Origin of the sequence: Rhodopirellula islandica (assembly GCF_001027925.1) — a bacterium.
In the GTDB taxonomy this organism is placed as follows: Bacteria; Planctomycetota; Planctomycetia; order Pirellulales; family Pirellulaceae; genus Rhodopirellula; species Rhodopirellula islandica.
This window is the reverse complement of sequence record NZ_LECT01000031.1, coordinates 19891-44776: the sequence shown is the minus strand read 5'-3', so window position 1 is coordinate 44776 and position 24886 is coordinate 19891. Positions and strand designations below refer to the sequence as shown.

At 57.0% G+C, this 24886-nt stretch carries 17 protein-coding genes; 10 read left to right on the top strand and 7 right to left on the bottom strand.

Going from position 1 to position 24886, the window contains the following annotated elements; genetic code table 11:
• Positions 1 to 19 precede the first annotated feature (19 nt).
• Positions 20 to 4801, top strand: coding sequence for a PVC-type heme-binding CxxCH protein (locus tag RISK_RS16425; RefSeq protein ID WP_047815412.1), 4782 nt, complete (start codon positions 20 to 22; stop codon positions 4799 to 4801).
• Positions 4802 to 5254: 453 nt separating this feature from the next.
• Here the strand turns inward: RISK_RS16425 and RISK_RS16415 are convergent, their stop codons facing one another.
• From RISK_RS16415 to RISK_RS16400, 3 genes are all read right to left on the bottom strand, one after another.
• The gene (locus RISK_RS16415; protein ID WP_047815581.1) at positions 5255 to 5737 is read right to left on the bottom strand and encodes a transposase; all 483 of its coding nucleotides are present in this window, start codon (positions 5735 to 5737) and stop codon (positions 5255 to 5257) included.
• Between the two features lie 989 nt (positions 5738 to 6726).
• Positions 6727 to 7698 carry an SMP-30/gluconolactonase/LRE family protein gene (locus tag RISK_RS16405; protein ID WP_047815409.1) on the bottom strand — a complete coding sequence of 324 codons (972 nt, stop codon included), beginning with the start codon at positions 7696 to 7698 and terminating at the stop codon, positions 6727 to 6729.
• A 113-nt stretch (positions 7699 to 7811) separates the two neighbouring features.
• Entirely contained in the window at positions 7812 to 8069 is a 258-nt protein-coding gene (locus RISK_RS16400) for a DUF4404 family protein (RefSeq protein WP_047815408.1), read from the bottom strand.
• 424 nt (positions 8070 to 8493) lie between these two features.
• On the opposite strand from RISK_RS16400, the gene RISK_RS16390 reads away from it, so the two are divergent.
• From RISK_RS16390 to RISK_RS16365, 6 genes are read left to right on the top strand one after another with little or no spacing between them, the layout of a single operon-like run.
• Entirely contained in the window at positions 8494 to 9396 is a 903-nt protein-coding gene (locus RISK_RS16390) for a MotA/TolQ/ExbB proton channel family protein (protein WP_047815406.1), read from the top strand.
• A complete protein-coding gene (locus RISK_RS16385) occupies positions 9396 to 9833 on the top strand; it encodes an ExbD/TolR family protein (protein WP_047815405.1) in 438 nt (145 codons plus the stop codon). The genes RISK_RS16390 and RISK_RS16385 overlap by 1 nt, the downstream gene beginning before the upstream one ends.
• Entirely contained in the window at positions 9830 to 10321 is a 492-nt protein-coding gene (locus RISK_RS16380) for an ExbD/TolR family protein (protein WP_047815404.1), read from the top strand. Before RISK_RS16385 ends, RISK_RS16380 begins: the two co-directional genes overlap by 4 nt.
• 49 nt (positions 10322 to 10370) lie before the next feature.
• Positions 10371 to 11105 (top strand): anthranilate synthase component II, encoded by a 735-nt coding sequence (locus RISK_RS16375; RefSeq protein ID WP_047815403.1) that lies wholly within the window; start codon positions 10371 to 10373, stop codon positions 11103 to 11105.
• Positions 11102 to 11689: a DUF447 domain-containing protein gene (locus RISK_RS16370; protein WP_047815402.1), complete on the top strand. Its 588-nt coding sequence runs from the start codon at positions 11102 to 11104 to the stop codon at positions 11687 to 11689. The genes RISK_RS16375 and RISK_RS16370 overlap by 4 nt, the downstream gene beginning before the upstream one ends.
• On the top strand, positions 11686 to 12645 hold the full coding sequence (locus RISK_RS16365) for a GHMP family kinase ATP-binding protein (protein WP_047815401.1): 960 nt from the start codon (positions 11686 to 11688) through the stop codon (positions 12643 to 12645). Before RISK_RS16370 ends, RISK_RS16365 begins: the two co-directional genes overlap by 4 nt.
• Before the next feature lie 121 nt (positions 12646 to 12766).
• Here RISK_RS16365 and RISK_RS16360 read toward each other — a convergent pair whose 3' ends face one another.
• Positions 12767 to 13255, bottom strand: a complete 489-nt coding sequence (locus RISK_RS16360) for a tRNA (cytidine(34)-2'-O)-methyltransferase (protein WP_047815400.1) — start codon at positions 13253 to 13255, stop codon at positions 12767 to 12769.
• Positions 13256 to 13585: 330 nt separating this feature from the next.
• On the opposite strand from RISK_RS16360, the gene RISK_RS16355 reads away from it, so the two are divergent.
• Positions 13586 to 14911, top strand: a complete 1326-nt coding sequence (locus RISK_RS16355; protein ID WP_047815399.1) for a 3-keto-disaccharide hydrolase — start codon at positions 13586 to 13588, stop codon at positions 14909 to 14911.
• 198 nt (positions 14912 to 15109) lie between these two features.
• A complete protein-coding gene (locus RISK_RS16350; RefSeq protein ID WP_102017613.1) occupies positions 15110 to 16318 on the top strand; it encodes a tRNA-uridine aminocarboxypropyltransferase in 1209 nt (402 codons plus the stop codon).
• Between the two features lie 235 nt (positions 16319 to 16553).
• Here the strand turns inward: RISK_RS16350 and tnpA are convergent, their stop codons facing one another.
• The 3 genes from tnpA to RISK_RS16335 all read right to left on the bottom strand — a co-directional run bounded on the left by tnpA (position 16554) and on the right by RISK_RS16335 (position 21914).
• The gene (gene tnpA / locus RISK_RS16345; protein ID WP_047815397.1) at positions 16554 to 17003 is read right to left on the bottom strand and encodes an IS200/IS605 family transposase; all 450 of its coding nucleotides are present in this window, start codon (positions 17001 to 17003) and stop codon (positions 16554 to 16556) included.
• A 203-nt stretch (positions 17004 to 17206) separates the two neighbouring features.
• Complete coding sequence (locus tag RISK_RS16340; protein ID WP_047815396.1) at positions 17207 to 20509, bottom strand: efflux RND transporter permease subunit; 3303 nt, start codon at positions 20507 to 20509, stop codon at positions 17207 to 17209.
• Positions 20510 to 20576: 67 nt separating this feature from the next.
• Complete coding sequence (locus RISK_RS16335; protein ID WP_047815395.1) at positions 20577 to 21914, bottom strand: efflux RND transporter periplasmic adaptor subunit; 1338 nt, start codon at positions 21912 to 21914, stop codon at positions 20577 to 20579.
• 825 nt (positions 21915 to 22739) lie between these two features.
• On the opposite strand from RISK_RS16335, the gene RISK_RS16330 reads away from it, so the two are divergent.
• Entirely contained in the window at positions 22740 to 24884 is a 2145-nt protein-coding gene (locus tag RISK_RS16330) for a carbohydrate-binding domain-containing protein (RefSeq protein WP_047815394.1), read from the top strand.
• Positions 24885 to 24886 lie beyond the last annotated feature (2 nt).

Sequence of the window (24886 nt, the reverse complement as noted above, 5' to 3'; positions counted from 1 at the left end):
CTCCCACCGGTTTTTTGACATGAATCTGTTCGCGTTCATGACTCGCCCCACCTCAGTGTCCTGCACAGCCTCATTGGGCTGGGCAGCACTGCTGCTCGGATGGCTTGCCAGTCCCGTCGTCGCACAGGAAACACCTTCCAAGCTCGAAGACACTCACGTCGGCTGGGAATCGCACCAGATCACCGACCAATTCTTCGCCGAAGGCTCTGCTGTCGGTGATCTGAACGGTGACGGCTTGAACGATCTGGTGTACGGGCCGGTGTGGTTCGAAGGCCCCGACTATCAAGTTCAAAATTCCCTCGCAGAACCGAACGTGGTTCCGGTGAAGGGATACAGCCAACACTTTTTCTCCCACGTTTGCGACGTCAACCGGGATGGCCGCCTCGACGTGATCTCGGTCGGTTTTCCTGGCCGCAACGCAACGCTGTACATCAACCCAGGTGAGTTTGACGCCCGTGGCGACGCGCCAACCTGGGCTGCTCACACGATCGCCCCGCGGGTCTCAAACGAATCTCCCGCCTGGGTGAATTTGATTCCTGGTGGGTTGCCGGAACTCGTGTGCGCCCGTGATCGAGCCTATGGCTATTACACGGCGGACTCCTTGGACGACCCGACTCAGCCTTGGAAATGGGTCCCAATCTCGGAACCCGGCACGGCAATCGAACCGTTCGGGCATGGGCTGGGCGTCGGCGACATCGATGGTGACGGGCAGCAGGACATCATCGACCGCCAGCACTGGTGGAAACACCCGGACACCGAAGACTCGGCAACGGAAACCAACTTGTGGCAGCGACAAACTTGGATTGCCCAACCGTACGGTGGGGGAGGTGCTCAAATTCATGTGCACGATTTCGATGGCGACGGTGATTCCGACTTGGTCACGTCCAAGAATGCGCACGGGTACGGACTGGCGTGGTTTGAACAAACCGTCGCCGGGCAGTTTGTCGCCCACGAAATCAGCGGCGAATCGTCGATGCACAATCCACACGGGTACGCCACATCCCAAATGCATGCCCTGGAATCGATCGACGTCGATGGCGACGGACGGCGTGACATCGTGACCGGCAAACGCTACTTCGCCCACGGCGGCAAAGACCCTGGCGGCCTGCAAGCTCCCTTGGTCGTTTGGTTTCGCAACGTGGAGAGCGACCAATCTGGCGGCATCGAATTCATTCCCCACGTCATTCACGAAACCGCCGGCGTGGGCGTCGAAGTCATCGTCACTGACATCAACGGCGACGGCCGCGTGGACGTTTTGGCAGGAAACAAAAAGGGCCTGAGCGTCCATTTCCAAACCGACCTCAGCGACGTCCCCCAAAACAAACGGCCCCACGTCGCGGAACGTTGGCGAACCCCGAAGCTGCCGCAAACAGAATATGCAATTGGTTTGAGTCCTGAAGAGTCGGCCCAGCACATGAACCTGCCCGACGGATTCGAGGTTGATGTTGTTGCCAGCGAACCGGAATTGGTCCAACCCATCGCGATGTGCTTCGATGATCGTGGCCGGATCTGGATGATCGAAGGCAACACGTATCCCACGAAGGCTCCTGAAGGCGAAGGCAAAGACCGTATCCTGATCCTCGAGGATTCCAATGGCGACGGATCATTCGAAACCCACAAAGTGTTTGCCGAAGGTGTGAACCTCGCCAGCGGGATCGAAGTCGGTTTCGGAGGCGTTTGGATCGGTGCGGCTCCTGAGCTGTTGTTCTATCCCGATGCGGATCGCGACGACGTGCCAGACGCGGAACCAACCGTGTTGCTGGATGGATGGGGATACCAGGACACGCACGAAACCCTCAACAGTTTCACTTGGGGAATGGATGGGTGGCTGTACGGTTGCCATGGGGTCTTCACCCATTCCAACGTCGGCAAACCTGGCACTGCCAAAGAAGATCGCGTTCCTTTGAACGCAGGCGTGTGGCGATATCATCCGGTGCGACACGAATTCGAGGTGTACGCGCATGGAACCAGCAACCCGTGGGGAGTCGACTTCAACGAAGACGGCGATTGGTTCGTCAGCGCTTGTGTGATTCCGCACCTGTTTCATCTGTCGCACGGTGGAAGGTATTTCCGCCAGGCAGGCCAGCACTTCAACCCGCACACCTATGACGACATCAAAACCATTGCGGATCACCTTCACTACGGTGATGGCACGTTCCAATCCGCCAATTCAGCGAACCGGGTCGATCGCGAATTGGTACGCCGCACCGTCGCAACCACGTCGATGGTCGGCGGCGGGCATGCGCATGCAGGTTTGACGATTTACCAAGCCGATGAATTTCCGGCTCACTACCGTGGTGAACTGTTCTTCCACAACTTGCACGGCCACCGAATCGTTCGCGAACACCTCGAGCCAGAAGGTTCCGGTTACATCGGTCGGCACCGCCCTGACTTCATGATGTCACACGACCACGAACAGATCGGCGTGGGGATCATGCAAGGCCCCGACGGAGCCCTTTACACATCGGATTGGCACGACGACCAAACCTGCCACCACCGTGACCATGAAATCTGGGACCGCACCAACGGTCGCCTCTTCCGAATTCGCTACGGGGACCTGCAACCGTATCGCTTTGACCTGTCGACACAAAGCCTCGATCAACTGGTCGAGAACCTGCAACATCCAAACGCGTACTTCGTGCGTCAGTCGCAACGCATTCTGCAAGAACGCGCCGCAGCGGGAACGCTCGATCGAGCTCAACTCGCTTCCAAACTGACTGCGTTGTTGCGAGCTGAGCTGCCGCGTCGACATCGACTGCAAGCCGTATGGACGGCCTGGACATCAGACCTGCTTCCGGTCAACGGTTCGCAAAGTTCAAACGCAGTTCGCGTTGCAACCGATCTCACCACGCTGTTGGACGACAACGATCCCCTGATTCGCGGATGGGCAGTCCAGTTGATTGGTGAGGAACAACCGACCTTGTCGACGGATCTGCTTGCAAAACTCCAGCGCATGGCGGATTCCGAAACGTCACCGGTCACCCGTCGTCACCTCGCGTCGTTTCTGCAGCGCATCCCAGAATCGCAACGCCTCGGTATCGCACGTGGACTGCTCAAGCACGGCATCGACCAAAACGACCGCAACCTGCCTTGGTTGATTTGGTACGGCATCGAACCGGTCGTCGACGTCGACCCCGCCGGAGTGATGAGCGTTGTTTCCAATGGCAACTGGAATCAGTTGCAACGGTTCGTGACTCGTCGCACGGCGACGACACCCGAGGGAAGGCAAGCCTTGGTGAAATCGATCGGGAACAAAATTGAGGGGATGGCCAAGGAAGGAAGCGTGAACAATCAATTCGACTGGATGCTGGAGGAATTGTTGCAATCGGCGCGCAGTCGCGGCGGTGTCGTGATGCCAAACGCGTGGCCTCACGTTTCTCAGCTGCTTCGGGAACGAGCCTCGGCGACCAGCACGAGGGATTTCGTCGGTGCCTTGGCAATTCAATTTGGGGACGCATCGGCACTTCCCGAGTTGCGCAAGATTCTGACCGATCCTTCCCAAGCGGCTTCGGCTCGCTTGGATGCCATGCGACTGCTCACGCAGGCCAAAGATCAAGAACTCGGTGAAGTCATGCTGGAATTGATCGACGATCGCGAAATTGGCTCCCAAGCTGTTCGCGGTCTCGCCTCGTATGACTCACCGAAGATCGCTCCGCTGCTGATCCAACGATTTCAAGGTTGGTCCCCACAAAAGCAGTCCGATGCGTTAGCCACCCTGACTTCGCGGATCGATTCCGCGATTCAGTTGATCGCCGCGATGGAAGAAAACGTGATCCCACCAACAATCGTTCCGGCGTACGCGATCCAAAATGTGCTGTCGTTGCCGTTCACAGACGACTCCGCGCGCAAGCGTTTGGAAGCGGCTTGGGGACGCATTGGATCGACGAGTGAACAAGCCAAGCAAATGCACGAAAAGTATTCCGGGTTGCTGACGCCTGCCTCACTCGCATCGGCCGACCGCGCCGAAGGCAAGAAGCTCTACGAAACCAACTGCGGCAAATGCCATCGTCTGTTTGGCGAAGGCGAACCGATTGGCCCCGACCTCACCGGCGCCAACCGCAGCGACGTCAACTACTGGTTGGAAAACATCCTGCAACCCAACGCGGTGATTGGCAACGCCTATCAGATGACGACGTTCTTGCTGGCAGACGGAAGAGTCGTTTCTGGATTGGTTCGCTCGCGGAATGAAGACGCGGTGACGGTTCAAACGCCCTCCGAGATCACCGTGTTGTCACTCGATGACGTTGAAATCGAAAAGCTCTCGGAAACATCGCTGATGCCCGAAGGCCAACTTGAACCGATGTCACCCAACCAAGTCCGTGACCTGTTTGGCTACCTGATGAGCCCGGGTCCTGCATACAGCCGGGAGTGGGCAATTGAGGCGGAAAGTCTGATTCGTTCCGCCGATGTCAAAGGCGGTCAAATTCAAGACCAAAATATGAAGCCATTCAACGATCAATGGTCGGCCGACAATCACCTGTGGTGGACCGGCGGACAGGTGGGATCGACGCTGACATTGAATGTCCCCCATCAGATCAATGGTCCCGCCGAGATTCAAATGCACCTGACCGGGGCGATTGATTACGCCACGTTGTCACTGAAAGTCAACGAACAATCGGAGAAGTCATTCGACGGTTATTCCCGCGACGTCAAAGTCATGCCTGCAGTCACGTGGGAACGAGTCGAATTGACGCCCGAAAAACCCGTGACGATACAAATCAAGATCACTGGCAAAAACGAAAAAGCGATCGCACGTTGGATGGCCGGAATCGACACCGTTTCCATCCGCCCCCTGCACTGACCCCAATCGCCCCAGCCAACCGCCGCGAACCCCGTGCAGCTCACAACCCACAACGCCCACGTGAGCCGACGGCCGTTAGGCCCGGTTACCAACCCAACATTCAAACCACCCCAACGTTCCAACCAACAACGACCTCGCCCCACACCACACGCCAACCGCGGCTAACGCCGTGCGGCTCACAAAACCAACGCCCACGTGAGCCGACGGCCGTTAGGCCCGGTTACCATCCCAACATCCAAACAACCACAACATTCCAACCAACAACAAACTCGCCCCGCCCCCCACGCCAACCGCGGCGAACGCCGTGCGGCTCACACAACCAGCACCCAAGTGAGCCGACGGCCGTTAGGCCCGGTTGCCACCCCAACATCCAAACCACCCCAAAATTCCAACCAACAACAAACTCGCCCCGCACACCAACCGCGCCAACCGCCGTGCGGCTCACAAAATCAGTCACGCTTCGCGTCCAACTCGATCTTGCGCCTCATCGACGTAGCGAATCACGCGTTCAAGTTCTTCCTCCCGATCGATGAACTCACAATCACCACCGGACGTCCAGACAGGACGTCCGATGAAAACGGGCCAGCGTTCTCGCAACACGCGGGTGCAGTTTGCCTTGATCTGACTCAAAACCTTGTGTCCGGCCAATCCATGTGCCGTGACGACCACATGCACGTGATTGGAGCGCGGGTTGGCTCTCCACAGTCTCCAACCACAGTGGTTGGAAAGCCGCATGAGTTCCCCCTTGAGCGAAACACGTTGATCAGTGTGAAGCAACAGGACATCGTGTTTCAGTCGATCGCGATGCCATTGTTCAAGCTTCGGCTGCGGCGGTTTCACCCCGTCCGTCCGCGATCGCCACCATCGCCGATCACCCTGCAAAAACGATCCGTAGACAGTGAAGGTGATGAAAAAGGCAATTGGCTCGGAATTCACTTTGAAACCTCGGGTGGTCAAGCCATTGACAATGACAACCGGGGGAAAGCGTCATTCGGCCCCCTGTCCCAACTCGCTCAGTCTTCCATGATTCGCAGGCGGTGACATTTGGCTATCGGTCAATCAATGAAACGCAACAAACGCATGTCCCTCACAGACATCAAAGATACCGCCATCAGATCCCTCGTGCACGCCGATCAACCTTCCAACCAGCCAAGACCTCGCCCCGCACCGCACGCCAACCGCGGCGAACGCCGTGCGGCTCACACAACCCAACATCCACGTGAGCCGACGGCCGTTAGGCCCGGTTACCAACCCAACATCCAAACCACCCCAACGTTCCAACCAGCTAAGACCTCGCCCCGCACTCACGCCAACCGCGGCTAACGCCGTGCGGCTCACAAAACCAACGCCCAAGTGAGCCGGCGGCCGTTAGGCCCGGTTACCCACCCAACATCCAAACCACCCCAACGTTCCAACCAACAACGACCTCGCCCCGCCCCCCACGCCAACCGCGGCTAACGCCGAGCGGCTCACAAACCCAACGCCCAAGTGAGCCGACGGCCGTTAGGCCCGGTTGCCACCCAACATCCAAACCACCCCAACGTTCCAACCAGCCAAGACCTCGCCGCGCACCACGCGCCAACCACCGCGAACCCCGTGCATCGCACAAACCCAACGCCCAAGTGAGCCGACGGCCGTTAGGCCCGGTTACCCACCCAACATCCAAACCAACCCAAAATTCCAACCAACAACGACCTCGCCCCGCATCATTCCAACCGCGGCTAACGCCGAGCGGCTCACAAACCCAGCACCCAAGTGAGCCGACGGCCGTTAGGCCCGGTTACCAACTCAACATCCAAACCAACCCAACATTCCAACCAGCCAAGACCTCGCCCCACACCACACGCCAACCACCGCGAACCCCGTGCATCGCACAAAACCAACGCCCACGTGAACCAACGGCCGTTTGCAACGATCACCCACACTCAAACCGGCCAAACGGTTCGTTCGAATGAATCGTCTGCGGCGTAATCCGTTTCGCCAACAAACAGTCGCCCTGCGGTGGGGCACTTGGCTTGATCTTCCGAACTGAAGTTTTCAACGGCGGTCGTGATGATCAATTTCAGTTTGCCTTCCTGAGGCACCAATGCCGGACACGTGTTTTGTGGCGACCCTGGTGTTTGCCACACGATGCGAAGCTCACCGCTCGCCAGATCGTAAAGACGAGTCTCACCGTGCTCCGCCACTCCGGGATGAAAAATCGCGACAATGATGCCGGTTCCATCGGGCGTCAGAATCGCACCGTCAGGGACGCCCGGGTCGTTTGTCAGATCCAACACCACGCGAGGCTCACCCATCGTTCCGGCGGCAACGTCCAACGAATATTCCACGATCGTCCGTGTCGGCGAATCGATGTCGATCAAGAACAAATTGCCCGCATCGTCTCGACGGATCATCTTGCCGTTGCTGCAGATTTGATCGTCACGCAGGCGGATCAGCTTTTGATCGCTCCCCCGGTACAGGTACAACCCCGCTTTCTTTTCTGCGAACGCCAAGTCCTTCGTTCCGAAGATCAAGTTGTCTTCGAATGCCAAGCCATCGTTGATGATCGTGTTGGTGACGTCGTCGTCCACGCCCTCGCAGAACGGCGTCCACTCACCTGAGTTGGTGTCGAAGATCCCCAGCGAACGTTCGACACCAGCAACGAACTTGCCCGGCGTTTGACACTGGAACGCGAAACCGGGACGTCCCGGCAAATCAAACGACTGGTTCGCTTGCGTGGCAAGCTCCAACACGTTGATGCTGCCGTGAGTCACATCGGCACCGTGTTGGATTCCAACCCAAGACAATTTGCCGTCGCCCACCATCGCCATCGGACCTTCTGGCAGAAAACGCAAGGCGTCGCTGTCGGGGACATTCAGTGGGGTGGCAACGCGAGTCTCGGGTGCGGGCGACATATCGATCTTCAAATGCGAGTTGACAGGTACGAAAACGACGGATTGTAGGAAGGTCGGACAAGATCAACCACCGTCAGCAACACCTGTTCTCGGAACCCCTTTCGGTCCCGACTTCAGATTCCCATCTGTGCCAACATGTCCGCGACACGGCCCGCGTTTTCGGTCAGCACCGGATACGACTCACGAAAATGTTCGACCTGCGTTTTCCAACGCTCGGCCAGCGTCGCTGAATTCACATCTTGCTCATCCAGCGTTTCACGAATCTCATCGAGTTCGGATTTGAGTCGTTCGATTTCAGCGGGGTCCAGATCGTCAATGTCTGCGAGTTGTTCATGAAGGTGAGCAATCGCAGCGTCCAATTCGCTTCGCATGATGGGGTCTCGATCTTTGGTGGGAGGTCATGTTCATTGCTGGAAGTCCAACCGTCGTCGCGTCTCCTCTGACAAGCAATCTCTCCAACGCTCCAACGAGTGTGGTTGGCGAAATCCATCGCTCCGTGAGAACAAACGAGGTCTTCAATCGTTATTGTATCGTTCGCAACTCTTCTTGGCGGAAGTGGTGACCATGCGAATGTCTGACGTCCAGCTCCGTGACAACTCTCCGCCGAATGGGTCCCTTCAAACAGCCCATGCTCACGGAAGTTGAAACGATTCGGGGGAATGAACCGTTCAATCGGAACCACCGACTGAGTTTTGGGAGCACAAACCGCCTCAGGGGTGGTGCGACGGGCGTCAGCGTGGATTATTCTGATCCGTACCCACTCGACTTTTCTCTCCTTCCGTGGTTGTTTCATCGATGATGCGTCCTGCTGAACTGTTGGCTCCTCGAACTTGGCTCTTCTGTGTGGGTCTTGTTCTCGCTTCTTTGGTTTTGTTCGGGACGTCGCCCACGACCAGCTTCGCTCAAGACGATGCGATGGCGGAGTTCGGCGAAGATCCTGTCGCGGAACAACCTGCCGAGCCGGCTGGTCCCGGTGCCGCGGAGCAACCCGTTGGTGACGCAGGGGCAGCCAATGCAGGCGGTGGCAACGCCAACACGGCTCCTCCAGCCGCTGATCAATCACTCTTGGCATGGGTCTTTGAATCCTTGGGGGCCGCCTACCTGATCGTCTTCTTGGCGCTGTCAGTGACGCTGGTGTCTCTGTTCGTCATGAACATGTTGGCAGCACGACGCGACACGCTGTGCCCGACGGAATTGGTCGAAGAGTTCAGCCAACGCATCGCGGCCAACGACAACCAAGGTGCTTATGACCTCGCGAAAGCCGACGAGTCCGTGCTAGGTCAGGTTCTGGCGGCCGGGTTGGCGAAGGTCAGCAAAGGATACAGCAAAGCAATCGAAGCGATGCAGGAAGTCGGCGAAGAGGAAAGCATGAAGCTTGAGCACCGTCTGAGCTACATGGCCTTGATCGGCAACCTGTCGCCCATGATCGGATTGTTCGGAACGGTTCAGGGGATGATCTCCTCGTTCCAAGTCATCGCGACTGGCGGTTCAACGCCCAAACCATCTGATTTGGCGGCCGGTATTTCGACCGCTTTGTTCACCACGCTGGTTGGCCTTGCCGTCGCGATTCCCGCGATTGCGGCCTACAACATTCTTCGCAACCGCGTCGCTCGACTGCTGCTGGAAGTCGGCGTGGAAAGCGAAAACCTGATGAGCAAGTTTGAAGACCTGTCGCCTAAGTCCGGAGCCCGTGGCTGATGCGAGTCAAACGCACCGAAGTCGACATGGCGGAAGGTGACATGACGCCGATGATCGACATGACGTTTCAGTTGATCGCCTTCTTCATGGTCCTGATCAATTTCGCTCAGACGGAAGCCAACGACAACGTGGTGTTGCCGAACAGTCGCTTGGTCAAACCGCCCGAAGTCGCGCTTGAGTTTCCGATCATCCTGCACGTCGGTGCAGACGGTCGAGTCTTTTTGGGCGGAGACGACTACACCGCTGAAACACTCCGCATTGGGCTGGATCGGGAATTGGCTGTGGTTCGTGCCGAAGGCAAAGCTGTCAGCGATGCCAACGTGATCATCCGCGGGCACAAAGATGTCGCCGCTGGTGAGGTCCAAGAGATCATCCGGGTCTGCCAGGATTCCAAGCTGGAGAACTTTGCCTTGCGGGTCAAAGAGGATCGCTCATGAAGATTCGCAACCGCGAAACCAGCCAGGGCACTGAGCTGAACATGACCAGCATGATTGACATTGTCTTTCTGCTGCTGATCTTCTTTGTGATGACGTTCAAAATTGTCGAGATGGAAGGCGACTTCAGCATCAAGATGCCGCTGGCCGGTCAGGGCAGCAGCAGCCTGGATCCAACCGACCTGCCGTTGAAACTGCGACTTCGATCCGACGCCGCAGGATCCTTGGCTGGGATTGAACTGAATGACATTCAGATGGGCAACGACGCGACCAGCTTCGACAAACTGCGTGCGAAGGTCGTTGGGATGATCGGTTCGTCAACGCCCACGGAGGTCGAAGCGGGCGAGGGGCCGGAAATCGAAATCGACACGGACTACAACTTGCGGTACGAATACGTGATTCGGGCGATCACCGCGGTCAGTGGTTACAAAGACGGCGATCAGGTGGTCAAATTGATCGAGAAGATCAAATTCGCCAAACCGCGGCGTTGATTCGCGATTGGCAGAACCATCCGTGAAGCCGTTTTGATACTGTTGCTCGTTGATCCTGTTACTCGATAACTACGACTCCTTCGTTCACAACGTGGCGCGGTATCTCCGCGTTGCCGCTCGTCGGAACCGCACTGGCAACAACCTGCCAATGGAAGACGAGCCCGGAAAAGGGCTGCGGACCCAGGTCGTCCGCAGCGACGCGCTGACGGTCGAACAAATCGTCAAAATGAGACCGAGTGCGATCGTGATTTCGCCCGGTCCCCACGGCCCCGAGTCCGCGGGTTGTTCTCTCGAAGTGGTCCGGCAACTCGCCGGCCGCATTCCCATTTTGGGAATCTGCCTGGGGCATCAGACGATCGCGGCGGCCTATGGAGCGAAAGTCGTGGTCGGCCCGCCGATGCACGGGATGGCGGTCCCCATAAGGCACCGTGGCGTCAGCGTTTTTGCAGGCTTGCCATCGTCGCTCGAAGTGGGGAGGTATCACTCGCTCCGTGTTGATGCGACCACCTTGCCGGAGTCTTTGGAAGTCACCGCCTGGTCCGCTGACGATCCCGGCCTGGTGATGGGATTGGCGGATCACGACCGCTGTGTGCACGGGGTTCAGTTTCATCCCGAATCGTTGTTGACCCAAGATGGACTGGCGATGTTCGAACACTTCATCGGTTTGGCTCAACGTCATCAGCCCGATGAGCAACCGCTCAACCGCAATTCAAGGTTTCAACGCAGCCCACTGCCAACCATTTCAATCTCGCCGACCAAAACCGGCGGAGGCGTGAATCCATGATTTTGGAATCACTCGTCACCACCTTGGACGCACAGGGCCGCGTCAACCTGGCTCCGCTGGGGCCAATCGTGCATCCCTCTGCTTCCGCTGAGGGCTTGCCCACGTTTTTACTGCGGCCCTACCAGGGTTCCACGACCTGCACGAATCTTCTCGACAATGGCAACGCCGTCATTCATGTGATCGACGACGCCTTGTTGATCGCTCAAACGGCAATTGGAAAGGTCGATGCATCGGAGTTGGTCATTCCTGTGCCTGGACTGGAAAGCTCGCACGTTCGGCTGACGCACTGCCATCGCTGGTTCGCGATTCGCGTGACGCACCGTGCCGGTACACCGCCCAGACATGAACTGACAGCGAGTTGCTTGGATTCCCAGATCGTGGATCCCTTCTTTGGATTCAATCGTGCCAAACACGCGGTGATCGAAGCGGCAATCGCCGCGACCCGTTTGCATCTGTTGCCGGACGAAGAAATCTCAGAAGAACTCAGACGTGCCGCGATCGCCGTTGAGAAGACAGGCGGCGACGACGAACGAGAAGCGTTGCAACTGATTGAACAACACGTGCGAGAGACGAATGTCTCATGAGCGTCGAAGTTCAAACGGGCGCGCGTCTGCACTTTGGATTGCTGGACGTCGCACCGCCGTTTGGCGGTTGTGGGGTGATGATCGATGGCCCGCCCACCCGTGTTCGCGTGAGTGCAGCCTCCGCCTTCGCATCGGACGTTCGACATCACGACCGAATTGCGGGAATCGTCCAGCGTTGGCAACAGATGACCGGCAACGCCTCGCCTCCGGCGGTTGCCATCGAAGTCCTTCACGCCGCTCCGTCGCACCATGGTTTGGGAAGCGGGACTCAGCTGTCACTCGCCATTGCCGATGCCTTGCTGAAACAAACATCCGGTGAAACGCCCGCTCGAGAGCAAGTTCTCCAACTGGCCAACCGAGGCCGGCGGAGCGCCGTTGGTTCGCATGGATTCTTTGAACCCGGTTTGATCGTGGAAGGTCTCGACCGCCAACGATCGAGAGGAACCCAACTCAACCCAATCGACCAGCGAATCCAACTTCCTGATGCATGGCGGGTTGGTGTGGTGTTGATGGACGAAGTGTCCTCCGCGGAAACCATCAGCGGCGACGAAGAACAACAGCAATTCGACGCGTTGCAACCGGCGCACCCTGATGATCGTTCACGACTCGTTGGAATTCTCACCGAAGAGATGATCCCCGCGATCGCGAGAAAGGATTTCTCGAGATTCGCAGACGCCGTGACCCAGTACAACCGATCCAGTGGCGAACTGTTTGCTCCAGTTCAAGGCGGTCCCTACAACGGCGATGCCACAACGCGGCTGATTGAACAATTGATCGCCGTTGGATTGCACGGCGTTGGACAGAGCAGTTGGGGCCCCGGTGTGTTCACTTGGTTTGAAACGGAGCAGGCTGCTCAACAAGCCGCACTGAATTGGGGAGAACGATTCCCTGGAACACGCTTGCTCGTCCAACGCCCACTCGCCAATGCCAATTCTCTCGGGCGCCCAAAGGCCTGAGAAAAGCACAAACCGTCCAGTGCTGAGGAACCGGATGGTTTGCAACTTTCGCTGGAATCGAAGTCGGGAAATTGATTCGGGACAATCCCGAAGAATGCGAACTTCGATCGCCCCCCTGCGGTTACGAGATGGTCGTTGTTTGACGTTGATGTTCGTACAACGCGATTCCGGCGGTGACGCTCAAATTCAAACTTCGGACTTGTTCTCTCATTGGCAACCGCAATGCTCTCGGATCATGGGGCTTCAAAATTGTCGCGGGCAACCCACTGGTTTCGCGGCCGAACACCAACACATCTCCCAACGCAAAATCGGCTTCCCAAACGGTCCGCTTGGCGAACTTTGAAAAGAAGAAGAACCGTTCTGGATCCAGTTGCTCACACAGAGCCTCCCAGGACGGGACCGGTTCCCAGTCCAGGTACTGCCAGTAGTCCAACCCGGCTCGACGCAATCGCTTTTCATCGAACTGAAACGAAGCTGGTTCGACGATCCACAGTTTGGCACCCACTGCCACGCAGGTGCGACCGATATTCCCCGTGTTCTGGGGGATTTCCGGTTGATAGAGGACGACGTGGGCAGGCGTTACGGCGGATAAGGGTGGACTGTCGGACATCAACGGCACATTTCAGCGATTGGCGGTCAGCCGCAACATCAGCGACTTGGAAATGACTATCCTACGAGGACTTCGGATATTGTCCCACCTCCATTGTGAGGTCACGTCTGAAACCCTGCCTGATTCTTGCCCACCTCCTTCGAACACTTTGATGCCAACTGGTTCATCATGCCGACTCGGCCTGCCTCCAGCGTCATTGGCCGTTCCATTGCCCCAACGGTTCCCGCCTTCGTCGTCGCACATTGGCGAGCAACCATGCATGAACGACACGTCGCCACGCGTGCGTTCGATTGACTCACTTCATCCTGGTTACCACTTCAACGTTGCAACATGAAATTCCACTTCAACCATCGCTTGCCGCTTTGCGTGGCCTTGTGCCTTGCCGCCCTCACGACTTCTCATGCCCAAGACACCGCCGACGCCAAGTCAGGCTGGACAGCTTTGTTCAACGGCAAAGACATGACGGGATGGCACGGCCAACCCCACTTTGACCCTTACAAACTCGCCGAACTGTCCGAAGAAGAACGTGCGGCGAAGATCGAAGCATGGACCGCAGACGCCAAGCAACACTGGTCGATCGAAAACGGCGAATTGGTCAACGACGGTCACGGGGCTTACCTGACCACGGACGAAAACTTTTCGGACTACGAGTTGAAATTGGAGTACCGCACCGTCGCCAAAGCTGACAGTGGCATCTACTTGAAAGGCACCCCGCAAGTCCAGATTTGGGATTACACCGACGAGGGCAAATTCAACATCGGATCCAACCTGGGCAGCGGAGCGTTGTGGAACAACTCCCCCAAGGCCCCCGGCAAAGACCCATTGGTTCTCGCTGACAAGCCCTTTGGCGAATGGAACACCGTTCACATCATCCAGGTCGGTTCACGCACGTCGGTGTGGCTGAACGGAAAGCAAACCGTCGATCACGCCATCATGGAAAACTACTGGCGGCGTGACGAACCATTGCCCGCCTCCGGCCCCATTCAATTGCAAACGCATGGCGGTGAAATCCGCTGGCGAAACCTCGAAGTGCGTCCATTGGGAACCGAAGAAGCCAATTCGATTTTGGCCGCCCACCACAACGACGGCTTCGTCTCCGTGTTCGATGGCAAAACCCTTGATGGCTGGATCGGAGCGGTCAACGATTACGAAGTCACCGAAAACGGTTCCGTCCAATGCCAAAAGGGACGCGGTGGCAATCTGTTGACCGAAAAGGAATACAGCGACTTCTCCGCCCGCTTGATGTTCCGTTTGCCAGCACGCGGCAACAACGGCCTGGCGATCCGGGCCCCCAAAGAAGGCAACCCGGCCTATGCGGCGATGACCGAACTGCAAGTCCTGGACAACGATCACCCCGCCTACGCCACGTTGGATGAACGCCAGTACCATGGTTCGGCCTATGGCATGGCGGCTGCGACCCGCGGCTACCTGCGTCCCACTGGCGAGTGGAACTTCCAACAAGTCACCGTGATCGGACCGACGATCCGAGTGGAACTCAATGGCAACGTGATCCTCGATGCCGATGTCTCCCAAGTGGAAGACTACATGGCAGGCAGCGCTCACCCAGGCAAGACTCGCACCTCCGGCCACTTCGGATTCGCCGGTCACAACGACCCGGTCGAGTTCAAAGACATCTCGATCCGCGAAGAAAACTGATCGGTCGATTCGCGATCTCTGAAAACACTCGAAACCCCGCCTGCCGATTCGTTGCAGGCGGGGTTTCTGTTGCGCCGTCGGAGGGGCAACGTTGTCCCGATCCACACCACCCCCGATTGAGGTGACAACATTGGCCTCCCACTCGGACTCCCAATACCCTCCCATTGCAATTTCTTCTAGAACTATTCGCAGTCGCTCATCTCATCGCTCCCTCGCTCCAGACGTTTTCCGATCGCCACCCAATCGCTGAATCCGAACGAATCCTTGGTCGATCCCGACTCGCCGACACGCTGCCACGTCTGCTTCCGCCCCCGGTCGCTTTGTTTTTGCAAGCTGATTCCGAAGGTCGCCAACCAGACCGAGGTGTTGATCATGCAACACCGGCGCGAACGATCCCACCCCTTCAACACCGCCCGGATCGTCAGCCAATCGCTGCAAAGGTGCCAGGTCATGGTGGCTTACAACCATGAACTGGCGGAGCGGTTCGCCACCATGCCACTCAGTGATCGGGTCGGTTTGTTGTATCCCGGCGAGAACGCAAAGCTGCTCTCAGACCTGGAGCCTGAGGAACGGCCCCGGCAGTTGGTCGTGATCGACGGAACCTGGCATCATGCCAAGACACTCTTTCGCGACATTCCAAGGCTCCAAACGTTGCCCCGATATCGACTGGCTCCCTCGGAACCCGGGCGTTACCGAATTCGCCGAGAGCCGAACGAGCACGCCCTGTCGACGCTGGAAGCCACCGTCGCGGCCTTGTCCGCGATTGAGCCCAACACACCTGGGTTCGACCGCTTGTTGGATGTGTTCGACCACATGATCGTGGATCAGCTCAAGGTCTCAAAATCCAACTGGCGTCACAACGAAGCCCGCCGGCCTGGATCTCCCAACGTGCCGCGAGTGCTGACCAAAGACATCAGCAAAATTGTTGTCGCCTATGGCGAACAAGAACGTGGCAACACCGGCGACGGGTCGAGCACGCCCAACCAACCGCCCGCACCGCTGTATTGGAACGCGGTCCGCATGGGCACGGGCGAATTCTTTCGATGTGCAATCCAGTCCGATTCATTGAAAGACGAAGCGTTCATGAATCGCTTGCGGCTGACTTCGGCTGATTTGCAACCGCTTGTCTCCGTGGACGAATTTCGTAAACGCTGGCGAGCCTTCCTTCGGCCCGATGATCGCGTCGCTACTTTCCATCGCAGCACGTCCAAGTTGCTGGAAGACGTCGGAGCGGACTTCACGCCGAGTATCGTGCTGAAATCGATCGCGTTGAAACCCAAAACCAAAGAATGCGATCCACGAACGCCAGAGATTTTGGCCAACCAAACCAGCAACTCAAGACCCATGAGACGTCTCGCCTGGGCAGTCCGCTTCGTCGAAGAATTGGTGGAACGTTCCAAGAGCTAAGGTCGACATGGCTGGTTCAGGGAGTTTCTGTGTCGCCCCATTCGGGGCTGTGGTTTTCATCGAGCACAGTTCCGGGGCCTCACGGCCCCGGCAAGGGTTCTGTCGGCCCTATCGGGCCTGCAGTCTGACAAAAAACATCAGGCCTGGAAGGCCGACACAGCCATTGCCGGGGGCGTCAGTCCCCGGTTTGCCAAACACCCACAATCAAAAAAGCCCCAACGGGGCGACACAGGGGTTAGTCAAACACATACCGCTCATCAAACTCAACCTCGTGCTTCTTCAACAACTCCAAATACTCCTCTTCAAAGGTCCGCTTTCGATGATGTTCCATCTGACCGCGGATGTAACGACCAACCGCTTCCTTGTTCGAGCGACTGACTGAAAAGGCTCCGAATCCATCCTGCCACGCAAAAGGAACTCCAATGAGTTTGCCCTCATTCAGGTGCTTGCTCACGTTTGCTTTGACCTTCCCCACGAAGTCAGAAACAGCAACACGGGCCGGAATCCGTACGAGTAAATGAGCGTGGTCGTAGTAGCCACCCACCTCCAACGCAAAACCATCCAACCGTTTGCAAACTCCAGCGAGGTAGGCGAATGCATCATCGCGAATCGAATCATTCAAGAGGCGCTTGCGACGCTTCGTGCTGAAGACAATGTGGTAGAGAAGCTGCTGATGAGTCGACATGGCTGGCCCTTGGCGTATCTGTGTCGCCCCATTCGGGGCTACTGTTCTCAAAACGCATATCACCCGGGGCCTAACGGCCCCGGCAATGGTTCTGCCGGCCCTATCGGGCCTAGTCCGATAAGCCAATGTATCAGGCCTGAAAGGCCGACACAGCCTTTGCCGGGGGCGTCAGTCCCCGGTCTGCTGAACCACCGAGAACCGATTCACGACTTCCAGATCAGTCGCCGAGCATCGATCACCAAGCTGAACAGCAACGGGATCACAAGCAAGGTGAACACGGTCGAGAACAACAGCCCGCCAACCACGATCGAACCCAACCCGCGATACAGTTCGCTGCCGGAACCCGGCGCGATGACCAGCGGCAACATTCCAAACACGCTCGTGCAGGTGGTCATGAAGATGGGCCGCATGCGAGTGCGAACGGATTCGCGAATCGCATCCCGCGGCGACATGGGCTCGGCATCGCCCTCGCCATCGTGATGCCGGCCATGCATGTTGTTGAGAGCTTGGTGCACAATCAAAATCGCATTGTTCACCACCACGCCCACCAAAATGACAAACCCCAGCATCGTCAACACATCCAGTTGTTGCGTCGGGTCATTTTGACGGATGAACCACAAACCGATGAAGCCACCGACCGTCGCCAAGGGCACCGTGAACATGATGACCAGCGGGTAGAGAAAGTTTTCAAACAGAGCGGTCATCAACAGATAGGTGATCACCATCGCCAAGAAGAATCGACTCAGGGCGACACTTCCGATTGACTCCCAATTCCATCCTGTCCAGCGTCCCATCAACGACGCCCGGACTTCCGACAGGCGGTCCGCGTTGCCCGACAACGAGACAAAGATGTCGTTGCCCAGCCGTCCCTCGGCACGGGCGTCGGCAACAATCTCGAGGATCGTCGCTTGGGCTTCTTCCAACGCGATATTCTCCGGCGGTGTGACCGACAGTGCGATCGCTCGTTGCTGTTCGACTCGCCGGATCTCTTGGGACGCTTCGGTCGAAACGAATTCGGCGATTTGCCCCAATGGAACCATCGCGACTTCCCCATTGGCCTCGCGAACAGCGATGGGTAGATCGGGAACATCGTCAGGAGAAATCTCGATGGCAGGGTCGCGGATCAGCAAGAGATCGATGTTGTCGCCTTCAAAATCAAAATCGCCGACGAACGATCCATCGATCATTGCACGCGCCGACATGGCCAGCTCGCTGACGCTAATGTTCAAGCGTTTCGCGACCTCTTGTTTGATCTGCAACTGCCGTTCAGGTCCGGCCTCGTTGTAATTGCTGGGTGAGGCACGGACGGAAAACTTCGAGAATGCGAGCTTCAATTCCCGCTCCAGGTGAGAACAAGCCGCTTTCAGACGGACCAAGTCGTTCCCGCTGATTTCAATGTCGACGGCATTGGAACTGCCCGCCCCACGTCCAAAGATCGACTTCTGAGAAGTCACCCCTTTGCTGGCCGGGATCACCTCAAAGGCTTTGTTGAAAACCGCTGCAATGGGTTCGACGTTGTCAGGTTCATCACTGATCCCCACCATGAACACACTTCCGCGAGCCACGACAAAGAAGAACTCCTTCAAAGCGGGAATTGTCTCGAACACATTGCCTGACCGTTGGTCCGTGATCGGGCCATAAGCGGACGCTTCTTCGGAACTCTCTGCACTCCAGAACGGCTTCAAAGCTTCTTCGATCCGTTGCCCAACGTAAAAGTTCTCCATCACGGAATAGCCGGCAGGTGTCGACATCCGGCAGAACGTGAAGTTCTTGTTCCCGTTGGGAAGGTAACTCGCAGGCGGCATCAAGATCATGCTGATCACGACTGAAACCAGGATGGTGAGCGTGATCAAGACAACCCGCAGCCAAGCACTGGCAATGCTGCGATAGGTCAACAGGTGAATCAGCGATGCCCAACCGTTCCCGAGCCACTGAAACACGGGAGCAATGCCGAACAAGTCAGACGCAGAACGAGCGATCGGGCTGGTCACGGTCGACGAACGCAAAAACAACGATGCCGCGGCAGGGATGACGGTGATCGACACGACGAACGACAGTCCGACCGCGGCGCAGATCGCAAGAATCAAGTCGTAGAACAACTGGCCGGCTTCGTCTTGGATCGTCAACACCGGTGCGAACACGGCGAGCGTTGTCAGCGTCGATGCCAGAATGGCTCCCCAGACTTCCTTGGTGCCTTCGTACGCGGCTTGCCGCGGGCTGGATCCTCGCTTGAGATGTCGATCGATGTTCTCCAAAACCACAATTGCGTTGTCGACCACCATCCCGACGGCGAAACTGAGCCCGGCCAAGGAGATCACGTTCAGGTTTCGATCGGCGAACCACATGATCACAAAGGTGCCGATGACGGAAATTGGAATCGAGACCGCGACAATCAACGTCGACCGAATGCTGCGAAGGAACAGCAGCAACACCAGCACCGCCAGTCCACCACCGATCAACAAATTCTCTTTGACAAGATTGATGGCACTGTAGATGTAGTGCGAATCATCAAACGCCATCCGCAGCCTTAGCCCGTAACGGTCGTTTTTGAAACTCCGCAGAACACCGTCCGGGGCATTCATTTGATCGACCACGACTTTGACTTGCTCGATGATGTCGAGCACGTTGCTGCCAGTCTTTCGTTTGACAAAAATCGTCATCGATGTTTGACCTTTGCATTGGTCAAAGTGAGTCGTCTTTTCCAAGGCGAGTTCCACATCGGCGATGTCCGCGACGCGCACGGGACTGCCCATGTCGTCGTACTTGATGATCGTGTTGCGGAGCGGTTCCAGTGAGTCGTATTGGCCGAGGACTCGAAACCGGACGTCTTGCCGGTTGTTCGCCATATCGCCTGCGGAGGCGTTGACGTTGTCCAGACGCAGGGCCGCATTCAGCTCCGTAATTGTGATCCCTCGCCTCGCCAAGGTGGTTGGGTCAAAACGAATTTGGACTTGGTGTTGGCGGCCACCTTTCAGATCAATTTCGGCAACCCCTTCGATTCGTTCCAGACTGGGTTTGAGAAACCGATCGGCATAGTCGTAGAACGTCGCGACTTCAAAATCGGGATCCTCAGCTTGCAACAACAGGTACGCGATCGCGTCGTCACCGGCTGTATCGGCGACATCAATGATCGGTCGGTCCACGTCTTCGGGGTACTCGGGGACCTCATCGATCTTGTTGGATACCTCTTGCAGGATTCGCTCGGGCGACGATCCCACATTGAACTCAAGCGTCGTCATGGCGGAGCCAAGACTGGCCACCGAAGTCATCTTCCAAAGGCCTTGGACCGACTTCAACTTCTCCTCTTGTTCGATGATGATCGACTTCTCAATCTCCTCGGGGCTGCGTCCCGACCACTGCGTCCGAATCGTGATGACGGGACGATCGACGTCCGGAGTCAACTGAACCGGAATCTGCGCAAAGGCAATGATGCCAAACAGCAGAACCAAGATCACGCCAACGGCGGCTTTGACAGGGTTCTCGATGGCGAATTTGATGGGATCCATGATGGCAGTGCGTCTTGATGTCGTTCAGAAATGGTTTTGTCCGCGGCGTGTGTCGGTCATCTTTCTGCTATCGATCACGGTCACTCAGTTGTTGGCCCGTGCGGTAGGTCCCAGGGACAGCGGCGAGTTCGGAGGTGTCTGGATCCACTTTGACGCGAGCACCTGGAACAAGTCGTTCCAATCCTTCGGTCACGACTTGCACCCCCGGCTCCAATCGCGGTCGATCGACTTTTCGGACCGGGGAGATGGCGTACGAATCTCGCGTATGCGAGAGCACACGAACTGGGACGGGATGAGCGGTCCAATTGGCTGGCCCGCTCGATTCCGGCGCATCTGGCTTCCCACTGGTTGCCGCAGTGGAATCGCCAGCGATCGAGTCGCCCCGCTCAAGAATCCAAATCGTCGATTCATCTGGCTTTCTAAGAACCGCGTCACGGGGAACCAGCAGTTCGGTTGACTCTCGTTTGATCGGGACAAAAGCACTGACTCCCATGCCAGGCAACAGGATGCCGTCCTGATCGTCCATCGCAATTCGAACGGGAAACGTTCGGCTGCCAACGGAACCTTGTGCATTGATCGATGCCACTTCGCCTTGAAGTTCGATGCCCAGGCTATCGATCAGCAGGTCCAGTGTGTCGCCCACGCGGATCAACGCCAGCGATTCCTCGGGAACCATGATACGAGCGTCGATCCGACCACTGGAGACGATTTCAACAATCGGGCTGCCGATGGGCAGGTACTCGCCGACCTCGGCCAGCTTTGCGACGACGCTTCCGTCAAAGGGAGCAAAGATCTCCAGACGCGAATCCCGCTCATTGGCTTCCCGAAGCATCACTTTGTGCTGGGCAAGCCCCGCTTCCAGACCTTCGATCAGCGATCGCTTTTGCTCGGTTTCGCTGAGAGAGACCGCGTTGTGTTTGAGCATGTCTTCGTAGCGACTCAAATCGGCACGCTCGAATTCCAACGTCGCCTGTTGCTCGGCGATTTGCGTCGCAATCTTGTCCTCTTCCAATTTGGTCCAAGTGTCGTCGACACGCGCCAAGCGGGTTTTGCCAGCGATCACGGCACTGCCTTCATCCACCGGCAATTCGATGATCTTGCCCGCGACCTCGGTGGCGATGGTGGCGCGACGGACAGCGATCAAATCACCGACCAGCGTGCGGACAGGGGTGAACTCCTCCCGCTCGATCGAGTCGACGCGAACGAGTTGAGCCTGCGGGCCGCCTCGGTTTGCCGCCGGGTTCGCCGGCGCGGATTCGGGTGCGGAATCAACGGCAGGTGAGAGTTGCCCCCCAACCCAGTAGCTGGCCAGTCCGCCAAGGAGAAAGGTTGTGGTGGAGACAGACAGGACTGTGATCAGAAACTTTTGCGACATCGATTCATTCGTCTTGGATTTTTGTAGCATGCGGTTCGTTCACCAACGCGGAGCGAAAACCAGTCGGTACGAGATCCCCATTGATTGCCGGTCAGCGGATCAACCGCGGTGGCAATCGGATTTCTCACGTCAATCGGGATGCCCAATCGTCTCAGCATGGCTGGACGTCTAAGCAGGTACGCAGGTGTCATCGGGTATGTGAGCCGTTTGGCGTTCGCCACGGTTCCCACGCAAAACCGGGGCTAACGCCCAAACGGCTCACAAGGTGATACCCAATCATTCTTGCTTACCAATGCTACGATCACGAAGCATTGAAATCAGGCAGGTGGCGGGGCCAAACGGGTTGGCGGAAAGGGGTGGGTTGGCAACAAGGCAATGCGAGAACGCATCAAGGCTCGGGCCAAAAATCTTTTCACTGTGTGAGGAAGGGCGGGCTGGTTCGTCAACTCAGCCCCTCAACGCACAGTCTACTCGATCTCGTCGACGATGAATTGAAATGGCTCTCTTCCGAAACAAGTCGCCTCGAATCTTCCATTTTGTTCCTCGACGGACTGAATGACAAGGCACAGCCGATCGTGCAACGGGGGCTATCGAATCGCATGCGTCCACTCTCGAGATTTAGTATTGGCGGCCTGTCATGCCGCAACGTCGCGGTCGTTTCACCCAACTCCGTTTCCCTCAACCGACTCTGGCGAATCTCTCTCTCCTTTCGCCACCCGGTGGCGGGTTCATTCACTCGACCGCTGAGTTCACTCTCCCCCCAGATATCCCGGGGGATTCTCCCTCCTCACTTCCAAATGCCTATACTGTTGACCATTGCTGCAAATTGCCTTGTCTCCATGATCCACCAATCTCATGAATCTTCGCACTTGGGTGAACCGTCTCTCGCACCGCCGCTCCTCTGGATTCACGTCGAAACGTTCGCGAAGATCGCTCCCGAATTGGTCGGTTGATGAGTTGGAGCCGCGGTTGCTGTTGGCCGGTGACACGGGACAGGAAGTCAGTTTTGCTTTGGACGCACCGGGAATCCAGGTGCAGGCGATTGGAGACACAGGACAAGAGATCCTGGAAGTGCTCTACAACGACGAAACGATCTCGAGCTTCCGCGTCAGCGACCAATGGGAGACCTATCAGATCAATGTGGACTACATCTCGATTGATCCGAGCCTGTTGCGAATTCATTTTGTGAACGACTTGTATGACCCAGACCAGGGAATCGATCGAAATGTCCAACTTGGATCGGTGACGGTTGGCGATCAAGTTCTCGACAGCAACGCGGCGGACGTTTTCTCAACGGGAACTTGGCTTCCCGAAGACGGCGTTGCCTCCGGCCTAGGACGCGGCAGCGTCTTGAACGCAAACGGCTACCTCCAGTACGGCACGCCCACCGGATCCGAACTCATCGTCTACGCTCGGGGTGATCAAGGCGGCGAAAAGATGAACGTTTTGGCGGGTTCGTTCCGTGCTGACCAAATCAGTCTGACCACCGAAATGACGGCCTATACGTTCTATCTCGACACCGATTTGAAACCGAGTTCGGTACGGGTGGAATTCATCAACGACTTGTACCGCCCCGATCAAGGCATCGATTACAACCTGGTCGTCGATCGGATCGAGATCGATGGGGTGGTTCATCAAACCGAAGCCCCAACGACCTTCGCCCAAGGCGTTTATCGAGACGGTGCACTCACCTCGGGCAATTGGCAAACCGAGCGTCTCGAAGGACGTGGGCATTTTCAGTTCGATGCAAGCGTTTTTGCGAGCGAACGATACACGTTGGACGACTCGATCGCCGAGGCAGGCGTTTCCATCGTTACCCCCAATCTTCCTTTTGATGTTGAACACGAGATCACCTCTTCGGATCTATCCGCGGTTGGATGGAGCGAATCGTTTTGGACAGAATCAGGCGAGTATCAAAAGATCATCCAAGTTCAACTGTTCGACGAAAACGGATCGGTGCTGACTTCGTTCCATCGCGGCGAACCTGTCGAACTGATTCAAGCCACAATCGAATTCCTCGATGATGACTCGCTGGAATCTTCACAATTGTCTTTGATGGACCTCGAGGTCGACTCACAGGATCGGCTGCTCGTCCGTCTTCAGGCATTCCACTACAACGGATACTTCCGCAGCTATTCCAATGTATTGGTTCGGTTGACATCGGATGGACAGTTGGATTCGTCGTTCGGCGACGGTGGATTCGTGCCAGTGTCATTGGGAGGCATCACGACCGCTTCCTCAATGACAATCGACTCCCAAGACCGCATCCTGGTTAGCAATGCCGTGACGATCTCACGCTACAACGCGGACGGGACAGCCGACAACAGTTTCGGAACCAACGGTGCATCCGACATCCCGTTGCCGCAGGAACCTGACTTTTACGCGGGGCAATCGCAGATCCTCACGCGTCCTGACGATTCGATGCTGGTCTTGTGGGGAATCCCATCCAGTGCGAACGCGAGTGCCGGGTGGCTGATTCAATTGAACGAAGACGGCAGCACGGGAACCTGGTTTGGCGACGAAGGCTTCGCAAGCATTCCCTACCAACAGTTTTCTGAATTTTCGTCCTACAGCGAGCGGTTTGAACGCTTGGTGCTGGACGATGAAGGAAGGCTCACCGTCCTGGGGACTCAGGCACTGCTTCGGTTCACGATCGATGGTCAAATCGACCCAAGTTTTGGTGACGGCGGTCGGATCATTCTGCCAAGTTCCATCGTGACCGATGGATCGCTGTTGTTCGATAACACTGGCGGGACCTTCAGCGTCGATGGCTTGGGCCGTTATCTGGTTCATTACTTCAACGGAGTTGCTCGGCTGACGCCGGACGGTCAACTGGACTCGTCATTCAGTGCCGATGGGATCTCGGCCTACAACCCGGATGAAATCGGAAGCCTGCAGCCCTATTCACTGAAAGAGGGAAAATTCGATTCCGACGGCGAACTCCGAACCTTGGCACAGAACGACAATGGTTTCGGCATCGCCTACTGGCAACTCGTTTGAGT

What these genes read in the sequence shown, in the direction of transcription:
- RISK_RS16425 (WP_047815412.1), top strand. Translation starts at nt 20, where the DNA reads ATGAATCTGTTCGCGTTCATGACTCGCCCCACCTCAGTGTCCTGCACA.
- RISK_RS16405 (WP_047815409.1), bottom strand. Translation starts at nt 7,698, where the DNA reads ATGTCGCCCGCACCCGAGACTCGCGTTGCCACCCCACTGAATGTCCCC.
- RISK_RS16400 (WP_047815408.1), bottom strand. Translation starts at nt 8,069, where the DNA reads ATGCGAAGCGAATTGGACGCTGCGATTGCTCACCTTCATGAACAACTC.
- RISK_RS16390 (WP_047815406.1), top strand. Translation starts at nt 8,494, where the DNA reads ATGATGCGTCCTGCTGAACTGTTGGCTCCTCGAACTTGGCTCTTCTGT.
- RISK_RS16385 (WP_047815405.1), top strand. Translation starts at nt 9,396, where the DNA reads ATGCGAGTCAAACGCACCGAAGTCGACATGGCGGAAGGTGACATGACG.
- RISK_RS16380 (WP_047815404.1), top strand. Translation starts at nt 9,830, where the DNA reads ATGAAGATTCGCAACCGCGAAACCAGCCAGGGCACTGAGCTGAACATG.
- RISK_RS16370 (WP_047815402.1), top strand. Translation starts at nt 11,102, where the DNA reads ATGATTTTGGAATCACTCGTCACCACCTTGGACGCACAGGGCCGCGTC.
- RISK_RS16365 (WP_047815401.1), top strand. Translation starts at nt 11,686, where the DNA reads ATGAGCGTCGAAGTTCAAACGGGCGCGCGTCTGCACTTTGGATTGCTG.
- RISK_RS16360 (WP_047815400.1), bottom strand. Translation starts at nt 13,255, where the DNA reads ATGTCCGACAGTCCACCCTTATCCGCCGTAACGCCTGCCCACGTCGTC.
- RISK_RS16355 (WP_047815399.1), top strand. Translation starts at nt 13,586, where the DNA reads ATGAAATTCCACTTCAACCATCGCTTGCCGCTTTGCGTGGCCTTGTGC.
- tnpA (WP_047815397.1), bottom strand. Translation starts at nt 17,003, where the DNA reads ATGTCGACTCATCAGCAGCTTCTCTACCACATTGTCTTCAGCACGAAG.
- RISK_RS16340 (WP_047815396.1), bottom strand. Translation starts at nt 20,509, where the DNA reads ATGGATCCCATCAAATTCGCCATCGAGAACCCTGTCAAAGCCGCCGTT.
- RISK_RS16335 (WP_047815395.1), bottom strand. Translation starts at nt 21,914, where the DNA reads ATGCTACAAAAATCCAAGACGAATGAATCGATGTCGCAAAAGTTTCTG.
- RISK_RS16330 (WP_047815394.1), top strand. Translation starts at nt 22,740, where the DNA reads ATGAATCTTCGCACTTGGGTGAACCGTCTCTCGCACCGCCGCTCCTCT.